This window comes from Streptomyces sp. JNUCC 63 (assembly GCF_054366325.1).
This window is the reverse complement of sequence record NZ_CM135963.1, coordinates 7054922-7079548: the sequence shown is the minus strand read 5'-3', so window position 1 is coordinate 7079548 and position 24627 is coordinate 7054922. Positions and strand designations below refer to the sequence as shown.

General features: G+C 69.8%; 16 protein-coding genes and 4 pseudogenes. 17 read left to right on the top strand and 3 right to left on the bottom strand.

The annotated features are described in order from the left end of the window. Window positions 1-46 precede the first annotated feature (46 nt). The 5 genes from xylB to exaC all read left to right on the top strand — a co-directional run bounded on the left by xylB (window position 47) and on the right by exaC (window position 6835). Window positions 47-1492, top strand: a complete 1446-nt coding sequence (gene xylB, locus ACX25U_RS32685; RefSeq protein ID WP_454385375.1) for a xylulokinase — start codon at window positions 47-49, stop codon at window positions 1490-1492. Between the two features lie 65 nt (window positions 1493-1557). Next, window positions 1558-2769 (top strand): ROK family protein, encoded by a 1212-nt coding sequence (locus ACX25U_RS32680; RefSeq protein ID WP_454385373.1) that lies wholly within the window; start codon window positions 1558-1560, stop codon window positions 2767-2769. 454 nt (window positions 2770-3223) lie between these two features. Then, window positions 3224-3823, top strand: coding sequence for an N-acetylmuramoyl-L-alanine amidase (locus tag ACX25U_RS32675; protein WP_454385372.1), 600 nt, complete (start codon window positions 3224-3226; stop codon window positions 3821-3823). Between the two features lie 48 nt (window positions 3824-3871). Beyond that, a complete protein-coding gene (locus tag ACX25U_RS32670; protein ID WP_454385370.1) occupies window positions 3872-5185 on the top strand; it encodes a GAF domain-containing protein in 1314 nt (437 codons plus the stop codon). A 126-nt stretch (window positions 5186-5311) separates the two neighbouring features. Further along, entirely contained in the window at window positions 5312-6835 is a 1524-nt protein-coding gene (exaC, locus tag ACX25U_RS32665) for an acetaldehyde dehydrogenase ExaC (RefSeq protein ID WP_454385368.1), read from the top strand. 85 nt (window positions 6836-6920) lie between these two features. On the opposite strand, the gene ACX25U_RS32660 is transcribed toward exaC, so the two are convergent. Both ACX25U_RS32660 and ACX25U_RS32655 read right to left on the bottom strand, forming a co-directional pair. After that, complete coding sequence (locus ACX25U_RS32660; protein WP_454385366.1) at window positions 6921-8387, bottom strand: tyrosine-type recombinase/integrase; 1467 nt, start codon at window positions 8385-8387, stop codon at window positions 6921-6923. After that, entirely contained in the window at window positions 8378-8575 is a 198-nt protein-coding gene (locus ACX25U_RS32655) for a helix-turn-helix transcriptional regulator (protein ID WP_242488543.1), read from the bottom strand. Before ACX25U_RS32655 ends, ACX25U_RS32660 begins: the two co-directional genes overlap by 10 nt. An 854-nt stretch (window positions 8576-9429) precedes the next feature. On the opposite strand from ACX25U_RS32655, the gene ACX25U_RS32650 reads away from it, so the two are divergent. From ACX25U_RS32650 to ACX25U_RS32630, 5 genes and pseudogenes are all read left to right on the top strand, one after another. Next, complete coding sequence (locus tag ACX25U_RS32650; RefSeq protein WP_454385364.1) at window positions 9430-10248, top strand: transposase; 819 nt, start codon at window positions 9430-9432, stop codon at window positions 10246-10248. A gap of 309 nt (window positions 10249-10557) precedes the next feature. Next, window positions 10558-12198: a recombinase family protein gene (locus ACX25U_RS32645; RefSeq protein ID WP_454385362.1), complete on the top strand. Its 1641-nt coding sequence runs from the start codon at window positions 10558-10560 to the stop codon at window positions 12196-12198. Between the two features lie 10 nt (window positions 12199-12208). Next, window positions 12209-12925 (top strand): transposase, encoded by a 717-nt coding sequence (locus ACX25U_RS32640; RefSeq protein WP_454385360.1) that lies wholly within the window; start codon window positions 12209-12211, stop codon window positions 12923-12925. A 188-nt stretch (window positions 12926-13113) separates the two neighbouring features. After that, window positions 13114-14282, top strand: a pseudogene (locus ACX25U_RS32635) (IS3 family transposase). Window positions 14283-14536: 254 nt separating this feature from the next. Further along, the gene (locus ACX25U_RS32630) at window positions 14537-15781 is read left to right on the top strand and encodes an IS110 family RNA-guided transposase (RefSeq protein WP_454385358.1); all 1245 of its coding nucleotides are present in this window, start codon (window positions 14537-14539) and stop codon (window positions 15779-15781) included. 95 nt (window positions 15782-15876) lie between these two features. Here ACX25U_RS32630 and ACX25U_RS32625 read toward each other — a convergent pair. Beyond that, a pseudogene (locus ACX25U_RS32625) lies at window positions 15877-16626 on the bottom strand (IS30 family transposase); the annotation flags it as partial. 181 nt (window positions 16627-16807) lie between these two features. On the opposite strand from ACX25U_RS32625, the gene ACX25U_RS32620 reads away from it, so the two are divergent. The 7 genes and pseudogenes from ACX25U_RS32620 to ACX25U_RS32590 form a co-directional block, all read left to right on the top strand. Beyond that, on the top strand, window positions 16808-17149 hold the full coding sequence (locus tag ACX25U_RS32620) for a CU044_2847 family protein (RefSeq protein WP_454385356.1): 342 nt from the start codon (window positions 16808-16810) through the stop codon (window positions 17147-17149). Continuing rightward, window positions 17149-18894 (top strand): VMAP-C domain-containing protein, encoded by a 1746-nt coding sequence (locus ACX25U_RS32615; protein ID WP_454385354.1) that lies wholly within the window; start codon window positions 17149-17151, stop codon window positions 18892-18894. Before ACX25U_RS32620 ends, ACX25U_RS32615 begins: the two co-directional genes overlap by 1 nt. A gap of 29 nt (window positions 18895-18923) precedes the next feature. Then, a complete protein-coding gene (locus ACX25U_RS32610; protein WP_454385352.1) occupies window positions 18924-19955 on the top strand; it encodes an AAA family ATPase in 1032 nt (343 codons plus the stop codon). Continuing rightward, window positions 19945-23271: a NaeI family type II restriction endonuclease gene (locus ACX25U_RS32605; RefSeq protein ID WP_454385350.1), complete on the top strand. Its 3327-nt coding sequence runs from the start codon at window positions 19945-19947 to the stop codon at window positions 23269-23271. The genes ACX25U_RS32610 and ACX25U_RS32605 overlap by 11 nt, the downstream gene beginning before the upstream one ends. Before the next feature lie 336 nt (window positions 23272-23607). Further along, on the top strand, window positions 23608-24033 hold the full coding sequence (locus tag ACX25U_RS32600) for a hypothetical protein (RefSeq protein WP_454385349.1): 426 nt from the start codon (window positions 23608-23610) through the stop codon (window positions 24031-24033). Between the two features lie 26 nt (window positions 24034-24059). Then, a pseudogene (locus tag ACX25U_RS32595) lies at window positions 24060-24272 on the top strand (IS6 family transposase); the annotation flags it as partial. Beyond that, a pseudogene (locus ACX25U_RS32590) lies at window positions 24257-24610 on the top strand (transposase); the annotation flags it as partial. The pseudogenes ACX25U_RS32595 and ACX25U_RS32590, both read left to right, overlap by 16 nt. Between the last annotated feature and the right edge of the window lie 17 nt (window positions 24611-24627).

Genomic DNA, 24627 nt, shown 5'->3' with positions numbered 1-24627 from the left:
TCCTGGGAAGGCACAGGAAGGCACAGGCCGAAAAGAGGAGAGGGCGATGTCAGCAGCCGAGGGTCCGCTCGTCGTCGGTGTGGACTCGTCCACGCAGTCCACCAAGGTGCTCGTCGTCGACGCGGCCACCGGGCAGGTGGTGGCAAGCGGCCAGGCGCCGCACTCCGTCTCCTCCGGAGCCGGCCGCGAGAGCGACCCGCGCCAGTGGTGGGACGCCCTGTGCGCGGCGCTGCACCAGTGCGGGGAGACGGCGCACGAGGCCGCCGCCGTATCGATCGCCGGCCAGCAGCACGGACTGGTCACCCTGGACGCCCACGGCGACCCGGTGCGGCCGGCCCTGCTGTGGAACGACGTGCGCTCGGCCCCGCAGGCCCGCCGTCTCGTCGAGGAGCTGGGTGGTCCGAAGACCTGGGCGGAGCGGACCGGCAGCGTGCCCGGCGTCTCCTTCACCGTCACGAAGTGGGCCTGGCTGGCCGAGCACGAGCCGGAGGCGGCCCGGTCGGCGGCGGCGGTGCGCCTGCCCCACGACTACCTCACCGAACGCCTGACCGGCCTGGGCACGACCGACCGGGGAGACGCCTCGGGTACGGGCTGGTGGGCGTCCACGACCGAGGCCTACGACGAGGAGGTGCTCGCCCATGTGGGGCTCGATCCGGCGCTGCTGCCCCGCGTGGTGCGGCCCGGAGAGGTGGCGGGGACCGTGCGCGACAGCCACGACCTGCCGTTCTCCAAGGGCACCCTGGTCGCTCCCGGCACCGGCGACAACGCCGCCGCCGCGCTGGGCCTCGGGCTGCGACCCGGAACACCGGTGCTGAGTCTCGGCACCTCCGGCACGGTGTACGCGGTGTCCCGGCACCGCCCGGCCGACCCGTCCGGAACGGTGGCGGGTTTCGCCGACGCACGCGGCGACTGGCTGCCGCTGGCCTGCACCCTCAACTGCACGCTCGCCGTCGACCGCGTGGCCGCCCTGCTGGGCCTGGACCGCGAGGCCGTCGAACCCGGCACCACCGTCACCCTGCTCCCCTACCTCGACGGCGAACGCACCCCGAACCTGCCGAACGCCTCCGGCCTGCTCCACGGGTTGCGCCACGACACCACTCCCGGGCAGCTGTTGCAGGCCGCCTACGACGGCGCCGTGCACGCCCTGCTGGGCGCGCTGGACCTGGTCCTCGACCAGGACGCCGACCGCACCACCCCGCTGCTGCTGATCGGCGGCGGCGCCCGAGGCACGGCCTGGCAGCAGACCGTACGGCGACTGTCGGGGCGGCCGGTCCAGGTCCCCGAGGCCAAGGAGCTGGTCGCGCTGGGCGCAGCGGCTCAGGCGGCGGGGCTGCTGACCGGCGAGGACCCGGCCGCCGTCGCCCGCCGCTGGAAGACGGCCGACGGACCCGTACTGGAGCCGGTGGAGCGGGACGAGGCGACCCTGACCAGGATCTCCGGGGTACTCTCCGATGCGGCTTCGCTGCTGGAGCGGGGCGCCCGGACCGACTGACGGACGCCTGCCGGCGGCCACCGCACACACCGCATCGACGGACACCGACCCAGGACGACGAAGGCATGACCGCACCGCTGCACCAGGCTCGCCCGGCCGGTCCCGGGCGCGCGCTGCCCGACAACACCCAGCAGGGCATGCGCCGCCGCAACCTAGCCCGGGTCATGCACACCGTCAGCGCAGAGGGACCGCTGTCACGGGCGGCGGTCGCGTCGCGCATCGGACTGACCCGTGCCGCGGTGTCGACCCTCGTCGACGAGCTCATCCGGACCGGACTGCTTCAGGAACTGGGCCCCGAGCGACCCGGCCGCGTGGGCCGCCCCGGCTCGGCCCTCGCCGTCAGCGGGTGCGGTCCCGCCGGAGTCGGTGCGGAGGTCGGTGTCGACCACCTCGCGGCCTGCGTGGTCGACCTGCGCGGGCAGGTACGGGCACGGGCGGTGCGCCAGGGAACGAACCGGGGCCGCTCCCCCGAACCGGTGACGAAGGACCTCACCGCGCTGATACGTCAGGTCGTCGCCGAGGCGGAGCGGCAGGACCTGTGGGCGGCGGGACTGTCGGTCGCCGTGCCCGGCCTGGTCTCACGGGACGGCCGTACGGTCGTGCGGGCGCCCAACCTCGGCTGGCACGACACCGACCTCGGCGCCCTGCTGCCGGGCGACCTCCCCCTGACCGTGGACAACGAGGCCAACTTCGGCGGGCTCGCGGAACTCTGGCTCGGCAAGGGCATGCCGCGTGACTTCCTGCACGTGTCGGCGGAGATCGGCATCGGTGCCGCGGTGGTCGTCGACGGACGCCTGCTGCGCGGAACGCGCGGCTTCGCGGGCGAGTTGGGGCATGTGCCCGTCGCACCGGAAGGGCCCGCCTGCCCGTGCGGCGGACGCGGCTGCCTGGAGCAGTACGCCGGAGAGGAAGCCGTGCTGCGGGCAGCCGGTCTGGAACCGGGCGAGGACCGGGTCGGGCTGCTCGCCACCCGCGCCGCCGCGGGCGACGAGAACGTACGGCGCGCCCTGCGCGACGCCGGCACGGCGCTGGGCGTCGCGCTGACCGGTGCCGTCAATCTGCTCGACCCCGGCAGCGTCGTGCTGGGCGGCGCGCTGTCCGGGCTCGCGCCCTGGCTCCTGCCCTCCCTGGAGGCCGAGTTGGCGAGCCGGAGCGCGGGACGGGCCTGCCCGGTGTCCGTCTCCCGGCTGGGTCCGGAGGGCCCCCTGCTGGGTGCCGCGCACGCGGTGGTGCGAGACGTCCTCGACAACCCCGCGGCGGTGGCCGAACGCGTCTGATTCCAGGCCCGTTTCACCCGTTCGAGTGGCCGAGTTTTCCACAATGCCTCGGCCGTCCACCGATTCCCGTCGCACTCTTCTGCCCAACCCGCAAGCCTCATACCGTGATTCACGCGAGGCGCTGCCGTCGTACCGGTCGACGGCAAGTGTTTCCGGTGGACGAGGGACGCGCATGCCACGGGAAGCGACGGAACAAAGGGCCGTCGAGCCCCGTCCGCCAACCTGTACGACGCCGACGACACGTGCGTGGCCGGCTCCGTGAGGAGCGGCTGCCCGTGCGTGAGACTCACCGAAAACCGCACGCACGGCTGTGCGAGACGCCGACGGCGCCGAGTGCGTGCCGCTCGCCGGCGAACGTCCCCGCAGGCCCCGCCGACACCCTCACAAGCCTCCCTCACCACCCGGCGCCCCTCCCCACAGAACCGCCCGACTCCCCCACAGAAAGGTCACCGCCATGGACCTGGCCCGCCCCCTCCCCAGCAGACGACGGCTGCTCAAGAGTGCCGCCCTCGCCGCCGTTCCCCACGCCTTACTCCCCACCCCGCGGGCCGGCGCGCGCACGCAGGCCGTCGACCACCCTCCCGCCGAGTGGCAGCCGGCGAGCGGCTCCAACTACACGGCGTCCAACCGGCCTACGACCTACACGCTCGACCGGGTGATCATCCACGTCACACAGGAGACGTACACCGACACCCTGGCCATCTTCCAGAACCCGCAGAAGAAGGTGTCCGCCCACTACGTCGTCCGGTCCGCCGACGGACACGTCGCGCAGTGCGTACACGAGTCGGACATCGCCTGGCACGCGGGGAACTGGGACTACAACACCCGCAGCATCGGCATCGAGCACGAGGGCTGGGTGGACAAGCCCGCCTACTTCACCAACGCCCTGTACGAGCAGTCGGCCAGACTCACCGCTGCGGTCTGCGACAGATACGGCATCCCCAAGGACGGCGCGCACATCATCGGGCACCACGAGGTGCCGGGCACCGACCACACCGATCCCGGGCCGTACTGGGACTGGGTGCGCTACATCAGACTGGTCAACTTCGCCTGACGGCGAGCCCGGTCGAAGAGGTTGTCCGGGCGCACACCGAGGGTGACGATGGCACCAGCCGCATCGTCGTCCGGGGAGGCCGAGTTGACCGATCCGTGGGTGGCCCTGGAGCCGGGGACAGATCCTGCCGAGCGCGTTCGGGCGCTGCGCCGGGCGCACGAGACGTTCACCGAGGTGGGCACGGTGCCGTGTCCGGTGCGCCCGGTGGTGGCCGACTCGTGGCGGCGTTCCGCGCGGGCCGGTGTCGGGCCGGACAGCGCCGCGCGTGTGGAGATCGCGGACGGTGACCTCGGCGCCTATCGGGCGGAGCACCCGCTGGCTCCCGTGATGCCGCTGTTCCGGGAGCTGCTGGGCTCGTTCGCCTCCGACGGGGAGCACCTGCTCGCGGTGTGCGACGCGCACGGCAGGCTGCTGTGGGTGGAGGGCCATCCGGCGACGCGGCGGAAGGCCGACCGGATGAACTTCGTGCCCGGCGCACGCTGGGCGGAGTCCGCCGTCGGGACGAACGCGCCGGGCACCGCGGTCGCCGTCGACCGGCCGGTGCAGGTGTTCGCGGCCGAACACTTCATCCGGCGCGTCCAGCCCTGGACCTGCGCGGCGGCCCCGGTGCACGATCCGCGCACCGGGCAGGTCCTCGGCGCCGTGGACATCACCGGCGGGGACGGGCTCGCGCACCCGCACAGCCTCGGCTTCGTGCAGGCGGTGGCACGGGCCGCCGAGTCCCAGCTGGCGCTGCTCAGCCCGCCCGGGGCCGCCACCGGCGCTCCCGAGCTGGTCGCGCTGGGCCGCGACGAGGCGCGGCTTGTGGTGGGCGGTCGCGGCATACGGCTGAGCCGCCGACACAGCGAGATCATGGTGCTGCTGGCCCGTCACCCGGAGGGCCTGACCGGGGACGAGCTGCTGTGCGCGCTGTACGAGGACGAGTCGGTCACACCGGTGACGCTGCGGGCCGAGCTGGCCCGGCTGCGCCGGGTGCTCGGTCCGGGTCTGCTCGCCTCGCGCCCGTACCGGCTCGCCGTTCCGGTGGGGTCGGACGTGGCGGTGGTGGAACGGCGGCTGGAGACGGGGACGGTAGCGGCGGCCGCGTCCGCCTACGCCGGCCCGCTGCTGCCCGCCTCGCAGGCCCCGGCGGTGGTGCGGCTGCGGCAGCGCATCACCGACGGGCTGCGCGGCGCGCTGATCGCCCGCCGCGACCCCGACCTGCTGGCCGACTGGGCGCGCGCACCGTGGGGCGAGGACGACCTGGAGGTGTGGCGGGCCCTCGTCGCCGTACGGCCGAGTGCGACGGCCCGGGCCCGGCTCGCCGCACTCGAGGCGGAGCTGGCGGCGCCACCCGGATGGTCCCGCCCGGCACCCCGCTGACGGCTCGGCGGTCCGGCGCGCCGAACGTACCCGCTCCGGCGCAACGTCGTTGCAACGTCCGCGTCCCTAGCCTCGCGCGGAGAGCTGCCCAACGGCGGGCAGCGCTGCTGAGGGAGGCAGACCAGGATGACCCGTTACGCGGCGCCCGGCACCGAGGGCGCGATCGTCTCCTACCAGGCGCGCTACGACCACTTCATCGGCGGCGAGTACGTGCCACCGGCCCGCGGGCAGTACTTCGAGAACCCGTCGCCGGTGAACGGACAGCCGTTCACGGAGGTGGCGCGCGGAACCGCGGAGGACGTCGAGCGGGCGCTGGACGCGGCGCACGCGGCCGCCCCGGGCTGGGGCCGGACGTCGGTGGGCGAACGCGCCGGCATCCTGCTGAGGATCGCCGACCGTATGGAGGCGTATCTCGAACCCCTGGCGGTCGCCGAGAGCTGGGAGAACGGCAAGCCGGTCCGCGAGACGCTGGCCGCCGACATCCCGCTGGCCATCGACCACTTCCGCTACTTCGCGGGCGCGATCCGGGCGCAGGAGGGTTCGCTCGGCGAGATCGACGACGACACGGTGGCGTACCACTTCCACGAGCCACTCGGCGTGGTCGCGCAGATCATCCCGTGGAACTTCCCGATCCTGATGGCGGCCTGGAAGCTGGCGCCCGCGCTGGCCGCGGGCAACGCGGTCGTCCTCAAGCCGGCCGAGCAGACCCCGACTTCCATCCACTACTGGATGAGCCTGATCGCCGACCTGCTGCCGCCCGGCGTGGTGAACATCGTCAACGGCTTCGGCGTGGAGGCGGGCAAGCCGCTCGCCTCCAGCCCGCGGGTGGCGAAGGTGGCGTTCACCGGCGAGACGACGACGGGGCGGCTGATCATGCAGTACGCCTCGGAGAACATCAAGCCGGTCACGCTGGAGCTCGGCGGCAAGTCGCCGAACATCTTCTTCGACGACGTCTCGGCGGCGCAGGACGACTTCCGCGACAAGGCGCTCGAGGGCTTCACGATGTTCGCGCTCAACCAGGGCGAGGTGTGCACCTGCCCGTCCCGGGCGCTGATCCAGCGCGGCCACTACGCCGAGTTCGTCCAGGCCGCCGTCGCCCGCACCGAACTCATCACGCCCGGCCACCCCCTGGACACCGACACGATGATCGGCGCCCAGGCCTCCAACGACCAGTTGGAGAAGATCCTCTCCTACCTGGACATCGGCCGACAGGAGGGCGCGCGGGTCCTGACCGGCGGCGAACGCATCGAACACGAAGGCGAGTTGAAGGGCGGCTACTACGTCCAGCCGACCATCTTCGAGGGCGACAACCGGATGCGGATCTTCCAGGAGGAGATCTTCGGCCCGGTCGTCTCGGTGACGTCCTTCGACGACTTCGACGACGCCATCGAGATCGCCAACGACACGCTGTACGGCCTCGGCGCCGGCGTATGGACCCGGGACATGAACACCGCCTACCGCGCCGGCCGCGCGATCCAGGCGGGCCGCGTCTGGACGAACTGCTACCACCAGTACCCGGCGCACAGCGCCTTCGGGGGCTACAAGCAGTCCGGAATCGGCCGCGAGACCCACAGGATGATGTTGGACCACTACCAGCAGACGAAGAACCTCCTGGTGTCGTACTCGCCGAAGAAGCTCGGCTTCTTCTAGACACAGAAAAAGGGCGCCTGACCAGGGCGGATGCCGTCAGGCGCCCTTCTCGGCGCACACCTGAGCAGCGGGTCGAAATGCTGCCTTACTCCCGATATCTCCCACCGGTGTCCCGGCTTCGACCAGCAGTTCCGGGGCATTTCCGGGCCAGGGTGTCCTCCAACGCACCCTCCGCATCGTCCGTCGGCTCCTCCCACCGCCGCATGGACTCCTCGATCAAGCTGTTGGCGTGGTTGCGTGCTTCGGCCAGGAACTTGGCGTAGTAGCGGAAGAGGACCTGGATGCTCTGCCCGGCTCGGCGTGCGCACTCTGCGGGGTCGACGCCGGAGGCCAGCCAGAACGAGATGCCGGCGTGGCGCAGGTCGTAGGGGCGCTTCGCCAGCACAAGGGCGTGCTCGTCAAGGGTGAGAGCAGCCTCACGCGCTCGCCCCCAAGTGATGCCGTACGCCGAGGCCTCAATGTAGTTCCCCGCTGCGTTGCGGAACAGGCGCCCATCGGGTGCAACTCCAAAGCGCCGGATGTGTTCGCGCAACATGCGGACGAGCACTGGGGGGATCGGCACGGGCCGTGTGGCCTTGGCTGCCCGCCGTTTCAGGGGGTGGATCTCGTGCACAGCGCCGTCATCCGTCCACCCCTTACCTGCCGTCACGACACCGCCCTTCAGGTTCAGAAGGCCCCAGCCGCTCGTCGGCAGACGGCACTGGGATTTCTGCAGGTGGATGACTTCAGCTGGGCGCATGGCGGCGTAATACATGCAGCCGAAGAACGCATACAGGTGAGGGCCACGACCGGGTAGGGCCTTGACTGCGGCGAGCAGCCGGACGACCTGAGCCGGGTTCGGCACGCAGTCGGGGTCCACTTCGTCAGCGACTTCTGGCGCCGTCCAGCGAAGACCGTTCAGCGGGTTCTGTGCGAAGTATCCGCGTTCGACAGCTGCATTGAACACCTCGTTGACCGCGGCCTTCTTTCGTTTCACGGTCTTCGCGGCAGCGGCCGTTCCGTCGACCTTCCGACACAGCGCGTCGAGCCCTCGCCGCAGTACGTCGGGGTCCTCCAACTCGCTGACAGGCAGTGAGTGGCGCTCCAGCCAGTCCAGTGCGGCCTGCCACTCTTCTGACGGATCTTCCTTCCAGGCGTTCTTGTTGAAGGCCCACGAGTACAGCGCCCGCCGCAGCACGCGGGGTGCGCCGTAGAGGGCCCCTGGTGCAACGAAGGCTGGGGCGATGGTGGCCAAGGCGTCTGCCAGCGTACGGCGTGTGTTCCCGGGTGTTCGGTCCCACCGTTGCTCGATGTACTCCCGGGCCAGAACGTACCAAGTGGTCCGCTGCTTCAGAGCCCGGATTTCGGAAGCCGGCAGACCGGTCTGAGTGTCGAAGGGCTCACCGTCGCGGGCGGCGGTCATCAGCTTGGCGCGTCGGCTCTCTGCGAGCCCCTTGGTGAGAAACGACTCTGACTTCTCACGGCCGTTGACCGTCCAGCGGACTTCGAATCCCTTGCGGCGATCGGGCCGCTCGCGGATGTCCCAGAACCGGACCTTGTAACTCATCGCCATTCAGGCGTATCCCTTTCACACGCCTCCCACCACGCATCTAGGTCAGCGCGGCGACAGCGTAGTTCGCCATTAGGTAGCTTGATCATTCGGGGTGCCTGACCGCGAGCACGCAAGCGATAGAAAGCCGATGGGCTCATACGGATCTCCGCCAGGACCTCGGCAAGTTTGAGCGCAGGGGGACGAGCCATTGACGTTTCCTCAGGTCTTGCGGAGTTGCCGGGCATCCGTACAGCAGCGCACGACTTGCAGCGCTCCGTCATGAGTGACGGACACGCATCGTCAATTACGCATCTGTAAGAGCGCCGGCTTGAGGGCAGCTTGTTCGAACGGCTCCACCGCCAAGCACAGCCGCCGCGAACATCCTCAATGGTCGTCACGATCACCGGTTTGGCTAACCGGCGATCGTGGTCTATGTTGCGCCGCGACTTACCCGAGCAACTCGCTCAATCGCCCCTCACGCTGCCAGTCAGCATTTCCGCAAGGAACCCGCGCCCAATCGACTCACACACGAGCAATCCACACAATGAGCGCACCCAACACAAAATTACAGGAGCGGTAAACCGAGCAGAACGGAGTGTGTGCGTCGACAGAAGAGACTCCTCGTTGTTTTACCCGCCGGGCCGTTCATCGGCCGCGCGCTTCCAGGGTGTTTTACGTTGACATAGCCCCGGAGGGGGTTCCAGTCTTTTGAGGATCTTTCTCGTCTGCCGTGGGCGAATGCCGCCGCGGCACAACCTCTCTACTCCGAACTCGACAGGTAGCTCCGTGCTCTCGGACAAACGCAACAACCAGCAGCCCGACGACAAGCGAGAGGGCGACCACAGGGGCGCAGGTGCCCAGCATCTGAGCTTGACTCTGTTGGGGATCTTGGAGTTTCCCGGTGCGCCAGCGTGATCAACGGGCATGCTCGGAGCTGTTTCGATGATCGATGCGGTTGTCGAGGTGTCCGTTGTCCCTCCGTTCCCGTTCCGGCGAGCAAGTCCCGGCTCTGACTGCGCAGGTCGCGCGGGCGAGCAATCCGGGCGGTACGACGGCGATGTGGGTGAGAGACCGGCTGGACGGGCTGTGGCACGACGAGGACTTCGCGGGCTGGTACCCGCGCGACGGACGCCCCGGCCTCTCGCCCGCCCAGCCGGCCACCGTCTGCGTCCTGCAGTTCCTGCTGAACCTGTCGGACCGGCAGGCGGCGGAAGCGGTCCGCTGCCGCATCGATTTCACCTACGCCCTGGCCATGGAGCTGGACAATCCCGGCTTCCACCACAGCGTGCCGGCCGATTTCCGCGAGCGCCTCGCCCAGGATGACCGCGCCGACCGCCTTCTCGATCTGGCGCTCGCGCGCCTGAAGGAGGCCGGACTCGTGCGCGAACGCACCACGCAGCGCACCGACTCCACCCACGTCCTGGCCGCGGTGCGCGACCTGACCCGGCTGGAACTGGTCACCGAGGCCGTCCGTGCCGCGCTGGAAGAAGCGGCCCGCATCGCTTCGCACCTGCTGGCCAGCCTGGTCGACGAGGAGTGGGGACGCCGCTACGGCCGTCCGGTCCGTCTGGGCAAGAACCCCACCCGGCCCAAGACCAGGATCAACACCACCGGCGGCGACGCCGTCCGGCTGCTGGAGCACCTCTACCGGCACGGAGCAGGCCGCGCGTTCGGCCCCCGGGCCCAGGCCCTGCGGCAGGTCATGGTGCAGAACTGCTACCGCGATGCGGCGGGCCATCTGCGCTGGAGGACCGATGACGACGGCGGACTGCCGCCCTCGTCCGTGGTGGGCGTCTCCCCCTGCGACCTGACGGCCCGCTATGACCGCCGGGGACAGACCACCCGCTGGAAGGGATACGTCGCCCAGACGCCTACAACGTAAAAGGTAACTTCGAGTTCCAGATCGTCGTGGGCGTGACTGCCGGGCTGCGCACCCGGTCACGGCGGGTCGCAGACGGCTGGCCTGCCCGGCGCTATGGTCGCAGGGCGGGTGGTGGCCTCGACGGTGTCCCGCCGGCATCGGGCCGGGTGCGGTGAGTCCGCCACCGGCTGGGGGCACCGATGGACCGTCCACAGGTCGCGGTCGAGTTCGTCTTTGATCGGCTGGGCGCGGTGGAGCTCGCCGCGGCCTACCAGATCCTGGTCCCCGTGCGGGGACGCGCTATTCGCCCAGGCCAGCGAGGTGATGGCCATGATTCCTGCAGCGCTGTACGCCCGCGTGTCCTCGGCGCGGCCAAAACAGCACGAGACGATCGACAGCCAGGTCGCCTGCCTGCGCGAGCACGCGCGCGGACAGGGGTGGGAGATCCCCGAGGAGTGGGTCTTCACGGACGACGGATGGTCGGGCTCGACCCTGGTGCGGCCGGCGCTGGAGCGGCTGCGGGACCTGAGCGCCCAGCGGCTGGTTGACCGGGTGCTGTGCCTGGCCCCGGACCGGCTGGCCCGCTCCTACGTTCACCAGGTGCTGCTGGTCGAGGAGTTCACCGCGAATGGAACCGAGGTGGTCTTCATCCGCAACCCCGAGGCCGCCACCCCGGAGCAGGCCCTGCTGGTGCAGGTCCAGGGCGTGATCGCCGAGTACGAACGGGCTCAGATCGCCGAGCGCACCCGCCGCGGCAAGCTGCACCGGGCCCGGGCCGGGCAGGCCAGCGTGCTGGGCCGGGCGCCCTATGGCTACCGGTACCTGTCCCAGGCGGAGCACGGAGCGGCCGCCTACGCGGTCGACCAGGCCGAGGCCGGCGTGGTGGCGCGGATCTTCCACCGGTACGCGGCCGGGGGGATCTCGATGCGGGCCCTGGCCCGGGAGCTGTCGGCCGAGAAGGTCCCCTCGCCGCAGGGCAGGACGCGGTGGGACGCCGGCACGCTGGGCCGCATGCTGCGCAACCCCGCCTACATGAGCCGGGCCTGCTTCGGCAAGACGCAGACCGCGCCCGCTCCGCCGCGCCCCAACCGCACCTCGCGGCGGGCCGGACGCGCCGTGCCGGCTCAGGCTGGGGTGATTGCCCGGCCACGGCAGGACTGGATCGAGATCCCGGTCCCCGCGCTGGTCAGCGAGGAGGTCTTCGCCCTGGTGGAGCGGCGGCTGGCGCAGAACGCGAAGTTCTCCCCGCGCCGCACCAAGGAGCCCGCGCTTCTGCAGGGACTGCTGGTGTGCGACCTGTGCGGGTACGCCTACACCCGGACCTCGCAGGGACCCGGCCCGAAGAAGTACCACTACTACCGCTGCTCGGACACCAACGGCTGGGAACTGCCCGGCGGCGTCCGGATCTGCCCCAGCCGCCCCTTGCGCGCCGACGAGCTGGACCAACTGGTCTGGGACCACGTGGTCGCCCTGCTCGCCGACCCGGCGCTGGTGCGCGCCGAGCTGGACCGCCGGCTTGCGCAGATGCGCGACGCCGACCCGGTCCGAGCTCACCAGGAGCGGCTGCACCGGCAGGTCGCCACCGTCGACGCGGCCATCAACCGCCTGATCGGTGCCTACCAGGAGGACCTGATCACGCGGGACGAGCTGCGCGAGCGGATGCCCGCGCTGCGCGCGCAGCGACAGAACCTGCAGGGCCAGCTGGAGGCCCTGGCCGCCCAGCTCGTCGACCAGCAGGCCTACCTGAGGCTCGCCGACAACCTGGAGGGGTTCCTCGCCCGGCTGCGCGAGAACGCCCGGACCGCGTCGGTCCTCGAACGCCAGCGCGTCCTGCGCGCGGTGGTCAGGGAAGTCCGCATCGGCGCCGACCGGATCACCATCCGGCACTCGATCCCGTCCACCAGTTCCGACCCCACCCCGGGTTACCTATTGCGATGCGGTCGTCCATCTCACCGAGACCTGCGCGACTGACGGCGCGAACGTGATCACGGACGTGGCCACCACCCCGGCCACCACGAACGACGCCCAGGCCCTGCCCGACATCCACACCCGCCTGGCGCGCCGCGGCCTGCTGCCCGCCGAGCACCTCGTCGACGGCGGCCACACCTCCCTGGTCCACCTGGAACGAGCCGAGCGCGAACACCGGGTCACCGTCAGCGGGCCGCTGCCGGGCAACCCCATCCGCCGGCACCGCAGGAACGAAGGCTTCGGCCGGGACGACTGCCACATCGACTTCGACCGGCTGCCCGACCTCCTCGCCCACCGCGGCTCCGCTGATCGTGGCGAAGTTCGCCAAGGACCAGTGCCGGCCCTGCCCGGTCCGCGCCCGGTGCACCACCGCCCGCGAAGGTGCCCGCAACGTGGGCTTTCTCCGCGTGAGCTCCGCGACCTGCAAGTCCGCGTCCGCACCGAACAGCAGAAGCCCGGCCGGCGGGCCCGGTATGCGGTCCGCTCCGGGGTGGAGGGCACCGTCAACGGGTTCGCCCACGGACACGGCATGCGCCACCGCCGCTACCGAGGGCAGCCGAAGACCCACCTGCAACACGTGCTCACGGCCATCGCCGTGAACATCGAACGCCTCAGCGGCCGGCCAGTGACCGAGGAAGTTCCCTCACCTCGGCCGCCGACCGCCTTCCAGTGCTTCCTGGACCGGCACGGGATTCCTCGACTGAAGTCCTGGCGCGCCGGCAGCGGCTGACCTCGACAGTTTCAAGATCCCCGACAGCAACTCAGCGCGGCTTCGCCGTGCGCCGGGGGCACAGTAAATGGGTCGGCGTGCGCCGCGCGCGGTTCTGACCGCCCTGTTGCGGGGCTGGGCTTGCTCCGCTGTGACGGACATCGCTGATCAGGGGCTCTGTCCCCGGAAGGATGTCCATCATGGAGAGCATGGGGAAGAAGAAGCCTCGTCCTCGCCGCTCGTTCACGCCGGACTTCAAGGCCGAGATCGTCGAGCTGTGTCGGCGGGGTGACCGGTCGATCGGCCAGGTCGCCAAGGACTTCGACCTGACCGAGACCGCGGTCCGCGACTGGGTGCGCCAGGCCGAGGTCGACGCCGGCGAGCGCGACGGCCTGACCAGCGACGAGCGCGAGGAGCTCGCCCGGTTGCGGCGGGAGAACCGCCGCCTGCGCGAGGACGTGGAGATCCTCAAGCGGGCCACGGCTTTCTTCGCGACGGAGACCCGGTGAGCGTCCACCCGTTCATCGAGGCGGAGAAGCAGGCAGGGCACAGCGTCAAGCGGGCGTGTGAACTGCTGAAGGTCTCCCGTGCCGCCTACTATGCGCGCCGGACCGGCACCCCGGGTCCCCGAGCTGTCCGCGACGCGGAACTGACCGAGAGGATCACCGAGGTCCACACGGCCTCGCGGGGCAGCTACGGCGCCCCGCGCGTCCACGCCGCCCTCAAGCGCGAGGGCGAGCAGTGCGGGCGGCGCCGGGTAGCCCGGCTGATGCGCGAGGCGGGCCTCCAGGGGCGGTACCGCCGACGGCGTCAGCGCACCACCGTCCCCGACCCACACGCGGCCACCCGCCCTGACCTGGTCCTTCGCAACTTCCAGCCCGACCCGGCGGCCGTGGATGCCCGCTGGTGCGGCGACATCACCTACCTGGCGACCGAGGAGGGCTGGCTCTACCTGGCCACCGTCATCGACATCGCCTCCCGCCGCGTCGTCGGATGGGCCACCGCGGACCACCTGCGCACCGAGCTGGTCGCCGATGCCCTGCGGGCCGCCTGTCGGCAGCGCCGCCCGAGTGGCCCCGTGATCTTCCACTCCGACCGCGGCTGCCAGTACACCAGCCGAGAATTCGCCCAGCTGGCAGGCGAGTTCAGCATCCGGTTGTCGGTCGGGCGGACCGGCCAGTGCTGGGACAATGCGCTCGCCGAGTCCTTCTTCGCCACCCTGAAACGGGAGTTGATCGCAGACCGGCCCTGGCCGAGCCGCGCCGAAGCCCACCCCGCGGTCTTCGAGTGGATCGAGGGCTGGTACAACATACGCAGGCTGCACAGCAGCCTCGGCTACCGCAGCCCCGCCGAGTACGAGACCGTCCTCGCGGCCTGACCACCACACCGATGGTGTCTGTCAGAGCGGAGCAAGCTCAGGGCCAGGTGTGTCGGAACAGTGGAATGGTCCGTTCCGGGCGAGACCGATGGCTCTGTGATGCCTCCGAGCTCGCACGACAGCATGGTACTGAGGGCCGTCCACGGGAACCGTGGAGTGTTGCCATGAGCACGCGCGTCAGATTCCGCGTACTGCCTTGGCCCTCCCGGAACGGCACGCGAGGTGAGAACAGAAACAGAAGCGGAGCCGTGGCCATGGATGTCCTTCACGAACGCTGTGCCGGCATCGACATCAGCAAGCGGGACGCCAAGGTATGCGTGCGCACCCCCAGCCCCAGGCGCAAAGGGACGTTCACCCAGCAGACCACGACCTTCGGCGCCACCACCAACGCCATCCTCGACCTGCGTGAACACCTCCTCGGCGCGGGCGTCACCCTGGTGGTGATGGAGGCAACCGGCGACTACTGGAAACCCTTCTACCACCTGCTGATCGAGGAACTGAACGTCATCCTGGTCAACGCCCGTCAGGTGAAGAACCTGCCCGGCCGCAAGACCGACGTCTCCGACGCCGCCTGGCTGGCCCAGCTCGGCTCCCACGGCCTGGTGCGGGCCTCCTTCGTGCCTCCGCAGCCGGTACGCGAGCTGAGGGACCTGACCCGGGCCCGCACCCAGCTCACCCGCGAACGCGCCCAGGTCGTGCAGCGCCTGGAGAAGCTGCTGGAAGACGCCGGCATCAAGCTCTCCGCCGTCGTATCCGACCTGATGGGCGTCTCCGGCCGCGCCATGCTCCAGGCCCTGATCGACGGACAGCGCGATCCGCAGGTCCTCGCCGACCTCGCCAAGCGCCGCATGCGGAGCAAGATTCCCGAGCTGAGCCAGGCGCTGACCGGCCGCTTCCGGGAACACCACGCCTTCCTGACCCGCCTCTACCTCGACCAGTACGACCAGTTGTCCGGTGCCGTCAACCAGCTGACGGCCCGCATCGAGGAGGCGATGACCCCTTTTCGCCTGGCGCTGGACCTGCTGGACACGATCCCGGGGGTGAACCGGGCGGTGGCGGAGGTGATCGTGGCCGAGACCGGGGGTGACATGGCCCGGTTCCCCTCGGCCAAGCACCTGGCCTCCTGGGCCGGGCTGTGTCCGGGGCACCACGAATCGGCGGGCCGGGTCCGCAGCACCCGGGTCCGGCCCGGCAACCCCTATCTGAAAGGTGCGTTGGGGATGGCCGCGTTCGGAGCGGCGCGGACCAAGGACTCCTTCCTTCAGGCACGCTACAAGCGGTTGACCGCCCGCCGCGGCCCGATCAAGGCGCTGGTCGCTGTCGAGCACTCGATCATCACCGCGATCTGGCACATGCTCAACGACAACGTGCCCTACCACGAGCTCGGCGGCGACTACTTCACCCAACGGGATCCCGAGCGGGCCGCACGCCGGGCCGTGTCCCGGTTGAACGAACTCGGCTACCGCGTCACCCTCGACCCGATGGAGGCCGCTGGATGAACCGGCGCGGCCGACGCCCCGGCGGAGACGACTCCGACCGGGCCGGCACTCTGCCCAAAAGGGCACGTACCTGCAGTTATTTACGCGTCAGAGTCAAGCTGAGTCAGGCCGCGGCCCAGGAGCAGGTCACCCTCCCAGTGGCCCGGCACCGTGTGGCTGTTGGCTTCAACAGGCCGCTCGCGTATGGAGACCGCATTCTTGATCCGAGAACACCACTGGCCTGAGACGGTGTTGTGGATGTTGCGCCGGGTCGGGCGACCGGACCCCAGATGTTTTTGCAGGGCCTTGGCCAGTACCCCGCAGGCCTGCATGAACAGGGACTTGTAGATCGTTTCGTGGCTGATCCGCATCCCCGAGCCGGGCGGGTAGGTCTTGGCCAGGTGGCCGGCGATCTGCTCTGGCGCCCAGTCCTCTGCCAGCTTCTCTGCCACCAGTTCCCGCAACTGCTGATTCGCGGCCAGCAGGCATGGTTTGGGGCATCGCGCCCGGTCCCAGGCCTGGTCCTCGGCATCCACGGCTCGGTAGTGCCTGGGTCCCTTGTTCCGTGCGATCTCCCTGCTGATGGTCGACGGGGCTCGGCCCAGGGTTCGGGCGATCTCCCGCATCGAGTCGCTCCGGGCCGGACCGCGCGAGATCTGCTCGCGCTCCGCCAGCGTTAGATGGCAGGACCGCAGACGCCGAATCGGCGGAACATACCCGCCGTTGGACTTGAGGACCGTGAAGATCGACCCTGGAGGGCGGCCCAGTGCCCGGGATATCTCGCTGATCGACTCGCCCGCCTTCCAGCGGTCCCACAGCTCCTGCTTCTGCGCATCCGACATGCCCTGACGCCTCAACCGCGCCATCCAACACCTCCGGCACCTGTTCTACCTGGGGTGTTGCGTTGATCGATTGAGTCCACCACGAAGTCTTCGAGGTGAGACTGGGTGAGCTGTGTCTGCTTCAGTGTGAAGTGCTGGGCCGCGCGGAAGTCGTAGAGGGTCTTAGAATGATGTTGCCGTTCTGAGACTGGGCATGGGGGGACATATGGACGAATTGGTCGAGTTCAAGACCGACAGTGGCGCTTCCGTCGTGGTTGCCGTCGGCGACGAGAGCCGCGGCGCCCGGCCAGTGTCCCGTGGCGACGGTGTGCTGCGGCAGGCGGGGCAAACGTTCAACGGGGCGCTCGAGAGTATCCACACTGCAGCCGAGTCGGCGCTGCGCGTGTTCCGTGACGGGCAGCTCAAGCCCGACGCGGTCGAGATCGAGTTCGGCGTGAAGCTCACCGCTGAGGCTGGCGCCGTCATTGCCAAGACCTCCATGGAGGGGCACCTCGTTGTGAAGCTCAGCTGGACGCCGGGCGCCGACGGGGGAGCCCCGGTCGGCTGATGGGTTCACAGTCCTGGCAGGCACGGGTCTGCGCGGGAAGAAGCGTCGGCTCCGGATTCCTGGTGACTGATCGTCATGTGATGACCTGTGCCCACGTCGTGGCCGGGGTGGAGCGTGCCCAGGTCACCTTCGCCCAGAACCCGGATTTGGGCACACTCGAAGCCTCCGTGATCGCCGGAGCTGGCTGGCAGGGAGCGGATCAGGCCCGGGGCGATGTCGCCGTGTTGGAACTCGACCGGCCGGTCGTCGTGCCACCGGCCAGATTCGGCGCCGTCGGCACGGCGTACGCCCATCCGGCGGCCAGGCTGACCGCGTACGGCTTTCCCCGCGGCTACGACGAGGGGATCCTCGGCGAGTTCCGGATCACCAGCGGCCAACTGATCGCGGGAGAGTGGCTTCAGTTGGAGGCTTGGACGGGCCACAGCCGACCGTTGGAGGAAGGGTTCAGCGGCGCAGCGGTCGTGCGGGAGGAAACCGGCGAGGTGGTGGGCATGGTCACCGCCAGGCACCCGGAAGGAGGGGGCGGAAGGATGCTCCCCTCCCAGGCGCTCGTTCGGTACTGGCCAGGCGCGGCGAAACTCGTACCCCTCCCCGGACACAGTCGTCAGGCAGTGGCCCATCTGCGTGACCTGCTCCAGCGGTGCGCGGCCGATTGCGCCCCGGAAGCCGGGTACCAGAGCGTCATGGGATCGTTGGCACCGCCCCCGCCCGCCGGGGGCTTCCTGTCGCTGTGGGACGTGGCTTGGTTCCTGCTGACCGAGGTCACACCCCCTCCGGGCACCGCGCCTTGGTCGGCCTTCGCTGCCTACGTCGCGGACCGCACGCAGGACCCGGCCGTCCGACGCGCGCTGCACGCCTGGGCGAGGGACAACCTGCCCGCGACGGCGTCGCCAGGGCGGACCGCGCAGCCGGTGCCGGGCGGCGGACCGACTTGGTCTCCCATCCTCGTAGAAGTCGAACGCAGTGGCGCCGACCGTGACGCGTACGTCGTCTCGATCTACGTGATCCGTGACGGGCGCGCGCAGCTCGTGGTCAGCGACACCCTCGCAGGGCGGAACGTGCAGGAGTACGTGAGGGAACGCCTCGACACCGCCTTCCGGCAGATCGACCGCGACGGGGACGAGCTGATCGCCTTCGCGCTGCCCAGGGACTGGCTCGGCGAGCCCGTCGACCAATGGCCGACGAGCGCGGACGACCCGACCCCCCTGGGCTGTTCATCGCCGGTCGTGGTGATAGATCTCAGCCGACGGCGGCAACCCAGGCTCCAGTTCAAGATCGAGAAGGTCTGGCAGACCCTTGATCTCCGACCAGGCACCACCTGGCACCGGGTCGAGTGCGGTAGCCGTCAGGACCCCGCCAAGCTGACTGTCCGGCTCGGTGGCCGGGAGAGCGCTGTGGGATACGGGGCGCCACCCGACACCGATCAGGCGCGCGGGCTGTTGCACGCGGGACTGAACGCAGCCGTGCCCGTCATCGCCTGGCCTCGGTCCGGGTATTCCTGCGGACAGGACCCGGATGCCTCGCCTGCGCACTCCTGCGCCGGTACGCGCTTCCTCGACGCCCTGGAGGAGCAGCTGGCATCGCTGCCGCCCTCGGACCTCCCTCACCACATCCGCGCTCTACGCAGCGAGGCATTCATGGCTGAGGACCCTGAACCGCACTGGGCCGCCGACCTGACCCTGGTCTGGGAAGATCCACGGTGGTTCCCCGAAGCACACATCTACCCTCAGTCCCCCATCAGTTGAGCGACAGTCGAGCGATCTGGAGAACCCCCATGTCCCTGTGGCCCGTGTACACCGGTACGGAAAAGCCACATGACGGCATGTCGCGACTGCCCAGTCCCCCGCCCTGGCGGGCCTTCGACGGCGGACCCACACTGCCCTTTCCGTCGCAGCAGGACGACTCCGCGTCCCCCGACCGAAAACACCGGGCGAGCACTTACCAGGCAACGCAGGAGAGCGTCGAACTGGTCAACGCCGCTCTGGTCCTGCGCAGGCCGCTGCTGATCACCGGCCCGCCCGGCAGCGGCAAGTCGTCCCTACCCTATGCCGTGGCCAGGGAGCTGAAGCTGGGCCCCGTGCTGCGCTGGAACATCAGTAGCCGCACCACCCTCCAGGACGGCCTGTACCAGTACGATCCGATGGCTCGCCTCTACGCCGCCAGCAAGGAAGCGGGGCGCAAGCGGCCGGAAGAGGCCAGCGACGGGAGCCCCGCGGGCGACGCCATCGAGGACCATCTGCGGCTCGGACCCCTGGGAACGGCCCTGCTCCCCTACGAGAAGCCCCGCGTGCTCCTCATCGACGAGATCGACAAGAGCGATCTCGACCTGCCGAACGACTTACTCAACGTACTGGAGGAAGGCCAGTACGAGATCCCGGAGCTGGTGCGTGCCGCCCGGCACACACCCAAGGCGCGACTGATGGTCTCGGGCAGCGAGGACCGTGTCGACGTCGACCGGGGGCACGTGCGCTGCCGCGCCTTCCCGTTCATCGTGCTGACCAGCAACGGCGAGCGGGAGTTTCCTCCCGCGTTCCTACGCCGGTGCGTCCCTCTGCACCTCCGCCGGCCCGACCGGGACCACCTAGAAGCGATCGTGCGGGCCCATCTCGGAGAGCTCGACGAGGAGACGAAGCGGATGGTCGCAACGTTCCTGGAGCGCAGCAGCACGGGTGAACTGGCCACCGACCAGCTGCTCAACGCCATCTACCTCTCCAGGGTTCCCGGTCTGGAGGCGGATTCCCGCGAGGCTCTGGCCGCCAGCCTCATGGCCCATCTCGGCCCGGCAGCGGAGTTCCATGACTTCTGATCCGGCTCACCCGTCGTCCCCATCCGAGCTGAAGCGTCTCCTCGACGTCCTCGACCGGGCAGGCGGACACGGCGCGACCGCGACCGAAATCGCCGAGCTGATCTGGCTGGCGAGCCACAGCGGCGTGCCCGCTCTCCCCGCGGAGGCCGGCTCCGGAGAGCCGGCGCGAGACACGTCCGACTCCGCGCCCACTGACACCGCGGAGCCTGAGGCTCCCGCCGGTGTCCCGGAGCCTATGCCGCCGGGCCGTCCTGGCCTCCTGTTGTCGCTGCGGTCCGAGACCGAGCCGTCGGACAGTGCCCCGTACGCATCGCTGCTGACCCCGCTGCCGCCCATGCTGCCGCACCCGCTTTCCCTCCAGCGGGCCCTGCGCCCGCTGGGGCGCCGAGTGCCCTCCCGCCGGGACATGGAGCTGGACGAGCGGCGCACGGCGTACCGGATCGCCCGCCAAGGCGCGTTGCCCGGTACCTGGCTGCCCGTACTCCGGGCGAAGCCCGAGCGCTGGCTCACCCTCCACCTCGTGTACGACGCGGGGCCGACAATGCCCATCTGGCGTCCACTCCTCCGGGAGCTGCACCACATCATCGGCCAGACGGGTGCGTTCCGGCGGATCCAGCTCCTGGAACTGACTCATGACGGGCAGCTGCGCCAGTCGCCCGGTGGGCGGCCAGCCACCCTGCCCCCGCGCGACGGCCGTGCCGTAGCACTCATCCTCAGCGACTGCAGCGGCCCCCAGTGGTACGCCGGCGCCGAGGCGGCTTCGAACTGGTACCGGACGCTGGACCGCTGGGCGCGCACGATGCCGGTGGCCATCGTCCAGCCTCTCCCGGAACGGCTCTGGCGGCGCAGCGCTCTCCCCGGCACCGCGGGTCTGCTGACGGCACGCGGACCGGTCGCTCCCAATTCGGCCCTGCGGTTCACGCCATTCGACCCGGCTGGGGAAGGCACCGCCGGGCTGTCGTTGCCGGTTCTGGAGCCCTCCGCCCGCTGGTTCGCGCACTGGGCTGAACTTGTGGCGGGACCACCCGGCGCCGAGGTGCCGGGAGTAGTCGCCACGCTACCCACCGACCCGTCGGTCGTCCCTCCGGAAGCCGGACGGTCCGTCCCCCGCGTCCTCTCCCCGGAGGACGCAGTTCTCAACTTCCGTGCCTTCGCCTCCCCACAAGCCCTCCGACTCGCCGCCCACCTGGCAGTGGCTGAACCGAGCGTCCCCTTGATGCGCCTGGTCCAGGCGGCCACGGAAGTGCGCCCGGAGCCACAGCATTTGGCCGAAGTCGTCCTCAGCGGTCTACTCACGACAGCTCCCGGGAAGCCGGCAGCCGAGGGCCACTACATGTTCCGCCCCGGCGTACGTGACGTACTGCTGCGCACCCTGCCCCGCTCGGCGGCCGCGCGCATCGGCGCCGTCATCCAGCGCTACGCCGGCTCCCGGCCTGGAGAGTTCCTCGTCGACGTGCTGACGGGAGGCGCCGGAGGTACCGAGGGGGTGCGAAGCCGCCCACGCGGGGAGCCCCTGGCGGTGGTGCCCGAGGAGACCGTACAGAGGCTGGGCCGCGGTCCCACCGAGCCTGCTGACTCGGGCACGCTCGTTGCCGGACGCTACCGGCTGCACCGGCAACAGCACGCCCGGGCGCGGGCCGCCCTCTGGCGGGGGACGGACGAACGGCTGGGTCGAGAGGTGACCCTCAAACTCTTCCGCGTACCGAAAAGGAGCAAGGAAGCAAAGAGTAGGTTCCTGGCCGACGCAGAACGGCTGGCCTCGCTCAACATCCACGGACTGGTGCGGGTCGGCGACTTCGGGTTCCACGACGATCGACCGTACCTGGTGACGGATGCGGTCGACGGGGAGGACTTCGGACGACTGTTGAACCCCACGCCCGGGACTCCACCTATGGAGGTGATCAGAGCGGTCGGCGGACAGCTGGCCCGGACCATCGCCGAGCTCCACCTGAACGGCCTGCTCCACCTCGACCTCAGCCCCTCGGCCCTGGTCATGCGCCCTGACGGGCGGGTACTCATCATCGATCCCGGGCTCGGTGCCCACAGTCTGGCAGGCATCGACAGCGGTGAATACCGGCGAAACACTCTCGAGCCGTCCGGCGCACTGCCGCCCTTCCTGCCGCCCGAGGAACTCTTCGAGGTCATGGCCGACCACCGAAGCGACCTGTACTCACTCGGCTGTCTGCTCTACGCGATGGTCACCGGTGCCCCACCCGCTCCGGGCGCCCGCGCCGTGCGCAATGCGTGGGTGCACGGAGCTCCGCACCCCCACCCCGAACTCCCCTCCGCTCTCCCCCCCGAGTTCGCCGCGCTCCTCAGGGATCTCCTGGCCACCTACCCCAAGGATCGGCCAGCCGACGCGAATGAGGTGCTGGACAGGCTCATAGGCACACGGATGGAAGACGAGGAGATCGCCGCGGTCTATCGAGCGGTACGGGCCACCGACCCGGACGGCAACCGCATGAGGCGTGTCCTGCGGGACGCCATCGACACGGTGCTCGACGGCGAACAGACCGGCCGCTACGACCTGAAGGACCTATTCAAGACGGAGAAGGCGCACCTCGGGACTCTTGTGGAGAGCACGATCCAGCGTGAGTTCCGATTCGCGGACGGTGACGTTATGGACTTCCGCATCGCGGACGTGGAGGTCGACTGCCGGTTCAGCCTCGCATTCGGGCAATGGATGTTCCCTCCTGAGGCGATGGGCCACATCTGTCTGCTGGCCTGGGCGAACGACGACCAGAGCAAGTGGGGCGTCGGCCTGCTGCGCACGGACCCGGAGTGGCTCAACTCAAGCAAGAACCGCGACCTGAAGCGTACCCTCAAGGCCGGGCACCGCGACAAGATCGTCTGGCTCTGGCGCGACGAGGAACTCCCGGAGAACATCCTGCTGCATATGCCCGAGGCCGACCGCGAGGCGATCTTCGAAAACAGATCGGGTCAGGGTCGGATCATCGAACTGTTCCGGCGTGTCCAGCACCGCCGGATCGGACGCAACGCGGTCCGCAGTGTGGCCCAACAGAAGGACTACATGAAACGCATCCGCGGAAACGACGGGGCCCGCTCTGTACTCCGACACGAAGGAATCATCATCATGGGTGACTACCGTTCTCACCGGGACATCGCCTTTCAGCTCGGCCTACCCGTTCCTGAGGAAGGAGAGTTCGTCAGCGCTCGGGTCGTGCCGGCCGTGCCCGGGAACGGCAGGCCCGTCGCGGAGATCGGCGGCGGATCATGGTCTCTGGCTTTCCCGGGAGACCCGCAGGTCACCGCGCCGGAACTCCCTCCCACGTCCGCCGTCGACGGCAGGCAGTGAGCTCGCCCACGGCTGCATCGGCGAGGGTTTCGGGGCCGGCCTGCTGTGCCCGTCACCCCAGCTGGTATGGCGCAGGGCGCCCCCGGCCAGCGTCTACCACACGGGACGCAAGCACTTCGGAACTGGCTTCCTGCTGGAAACCAGCTAATCGGGGGCGCCGGGCAGAAATCCGGCCAGATCCAGCCGGAACAGCCCTTCGAGCCGCAGTAGGCCCGGAGCTGTGGGATCCATTTCCAGAACATAGCGAACCATGCGCACATTAGTGCAGGTCAGCGGCGTTCCGAACCGCCGACGGTTAGCAAACCGTCAGCATCGGTCCTGGAGTAGTCAGCAACCGTGAGTTCCACTGCCCTGGTCCGTGGGATGGGGTCGTTCTTCAAGGAGTGTGAGCATCCGCGGTCGCGGTGGTCGAAGTGCCCTCACCCGTACAAGATCCGGTATCGGTCTGCAGCCGGGAAACAGGTGAAGGAGTCCGGGTTCGCGACCCAGGACAAGGCCATCGCGCGTTTGACGGAGGTCTACAACGTGAAGAAGGCGGCGCCACGGGGCCAGGCGAGGGCGGACCGAATCGCGAGGTACGGGGCGATGCGGTTCGAGGAGTACGCCGCCCAGTGGAAGGCCGGGCAACGGGACCTGGGGCCGGCCTCGGTGGTGCACTTGGAGTCGTTGCTGAGCATCCACCTGCTGCCGCTGCTGGGCAGTCGACAGAGAACACCGCGGGGCGTTGTCACGTTGGCTGACCGGTGTGGGATGATCTTGTAGTTGATCGTGCCGGGGAGGATTCGCTCGTGTCGTCCGCGACGCCGTCGTACCAGGGGCGCCGGTACCCGATGGAGATCATCTCTCACTGCGTGTGGCTGTATTTCCGCTTCCCGCTCAGTTTCCGCGAGGTCGAGGAGCTGATGCTTGAGCGCGGCGTGATCGTCTCGCATGAGACGGTGCGGCGCCGGTGTGTGAAGTTCGGCCAGCAGTACGCCAACGCGCCGGCCGGCCGATCGCCGAACTCGAACTCCGGCACCGGCTGCGGGCCCGGGCGGAGGACCGCATCCGGGCCGCCCGCGCCACTGGCTTGCGCAACCTTCCCCTGAAACACACCGCCCAGAACCGCGTCTGGCTGGAGATCGCCCTGGACCTGCTGGCCTGGATGCCGATGCTCGCTCTCACCGGCGGCGCGCGGCTCTGGGAGCCCCGCCTTCTACGGCTGCGGCTGTTCTCCGCCCCTGCCCAACTCGTCACCACCGGCTGCCGCCGCATCCTCCGCCTCGCGGCCCACTGGCCCTGGACCAGCGTCATCACAGACGCCCTCGAACGACTCGCGCTCCTGCCCAACCCGGACTGACCATCAGACTTCCCGTC

What these genes read in the sequence shown, in the direction of transcription:
- ACX25U_RS32615 (WP_454385354.1), top strand. Translation starts at nt 17,149, where the DNA reads ATGGGTTCACAGTCCTGGCAGGCACGGGTCTGCGCGGGAAGAAGCGTC.
- exaC (WP_454385368.1), top strand. Translation starts at nt 5,312, where the DNA reads ATGACCCGTTACGCGGCGCCCGGCACCGAGGGCGCGATCGTCTCCTAC.
- ACX25U_RS32655 (WP_242488543.1), bottom strand. Translation starts at nt 8,575, where the DNA reads ATGGCTCGTCCCCCTGCGCTCAAACTTGCCGAGGTCCTGGCGGAGATC.
- ACX25U_RS32675 (WP_454385372.1), top strand. Translation starts at nt 3,224, where the DNA reads ATGGACCTGGCCCGCCCCCTCCCCAGCAGACGACGGCTGCTCAAGAGT.
- ACX25U_RS32670 (WP_454385370.1), top strand. Translation starts at nt 3,872, where the DNA reads ATGGCACCAGCCGCATCGTCGTCCGGGGAGGCCGAGTTGACCGATCCG.
- ACX25U_RS32680 (WP_454385373.1), top strand. Translation starts at nt 1,558, where the DNA reads ATGACCGCACCGCTGCACCAGGCTCGCCCGGCCGGTCCCGGGCGCGCG.
- ACX25U_RS32620 (WP_454385356.1), top strand. Translation starts at nt 16,808, where the DNA reads ATGGACGAATTGGTCGAGTTCAAGACCGACAGTGGCGCTTCCGTCGTG.
- ACX25U_RS32645 (WP_454385362.1), top strand. Translation starts at nt 10,558, where the DNA reads ATGATTCCTGCAGCGCTGTACGCCCGCGTGTCCTCGGCGCGGCCAAAA.
- ACX25U_RS32630 (WP_454385358.1), top strand. Translation starts at nt 14,537, where the DNA reads ATGGATGTCCTTCACGAACGCTGTGCCGGCATCGACATCAGCAAGCGG.
- ACX25U_RS32605 (WP_454385350.1), top strand. Translation starts at nt 19,945, where the DNA reads ATGACTTCTGATCCGGCTCACCCGTCGTCCCCATCCGAGCTGAAGCGT.
- ACX25U_RS32660 (WP_454385366.1), bottom strand. Translation starts at nt 8,387, where the DNA reads ATGGCGATGAGTTACAAGGTCCGGTTCTGGGACATCCGCGAGCGGCCC.
- ACX25U_RS32610 (WP_454385352.1), top strand. Translation starts at nt 18,924, where the DNA reads ATGTCCCTGTGGCCCGTGTACACCGGTACGGAAAAGCCACATGACGGC.
- xylB (WP_454385375.1), top strand. Translation starts at nt 47, where the DNA reads ATGTCAGCAGCCGAGGGTCCGCTCGTCGTCGGTGTGGACTCGTCCACG.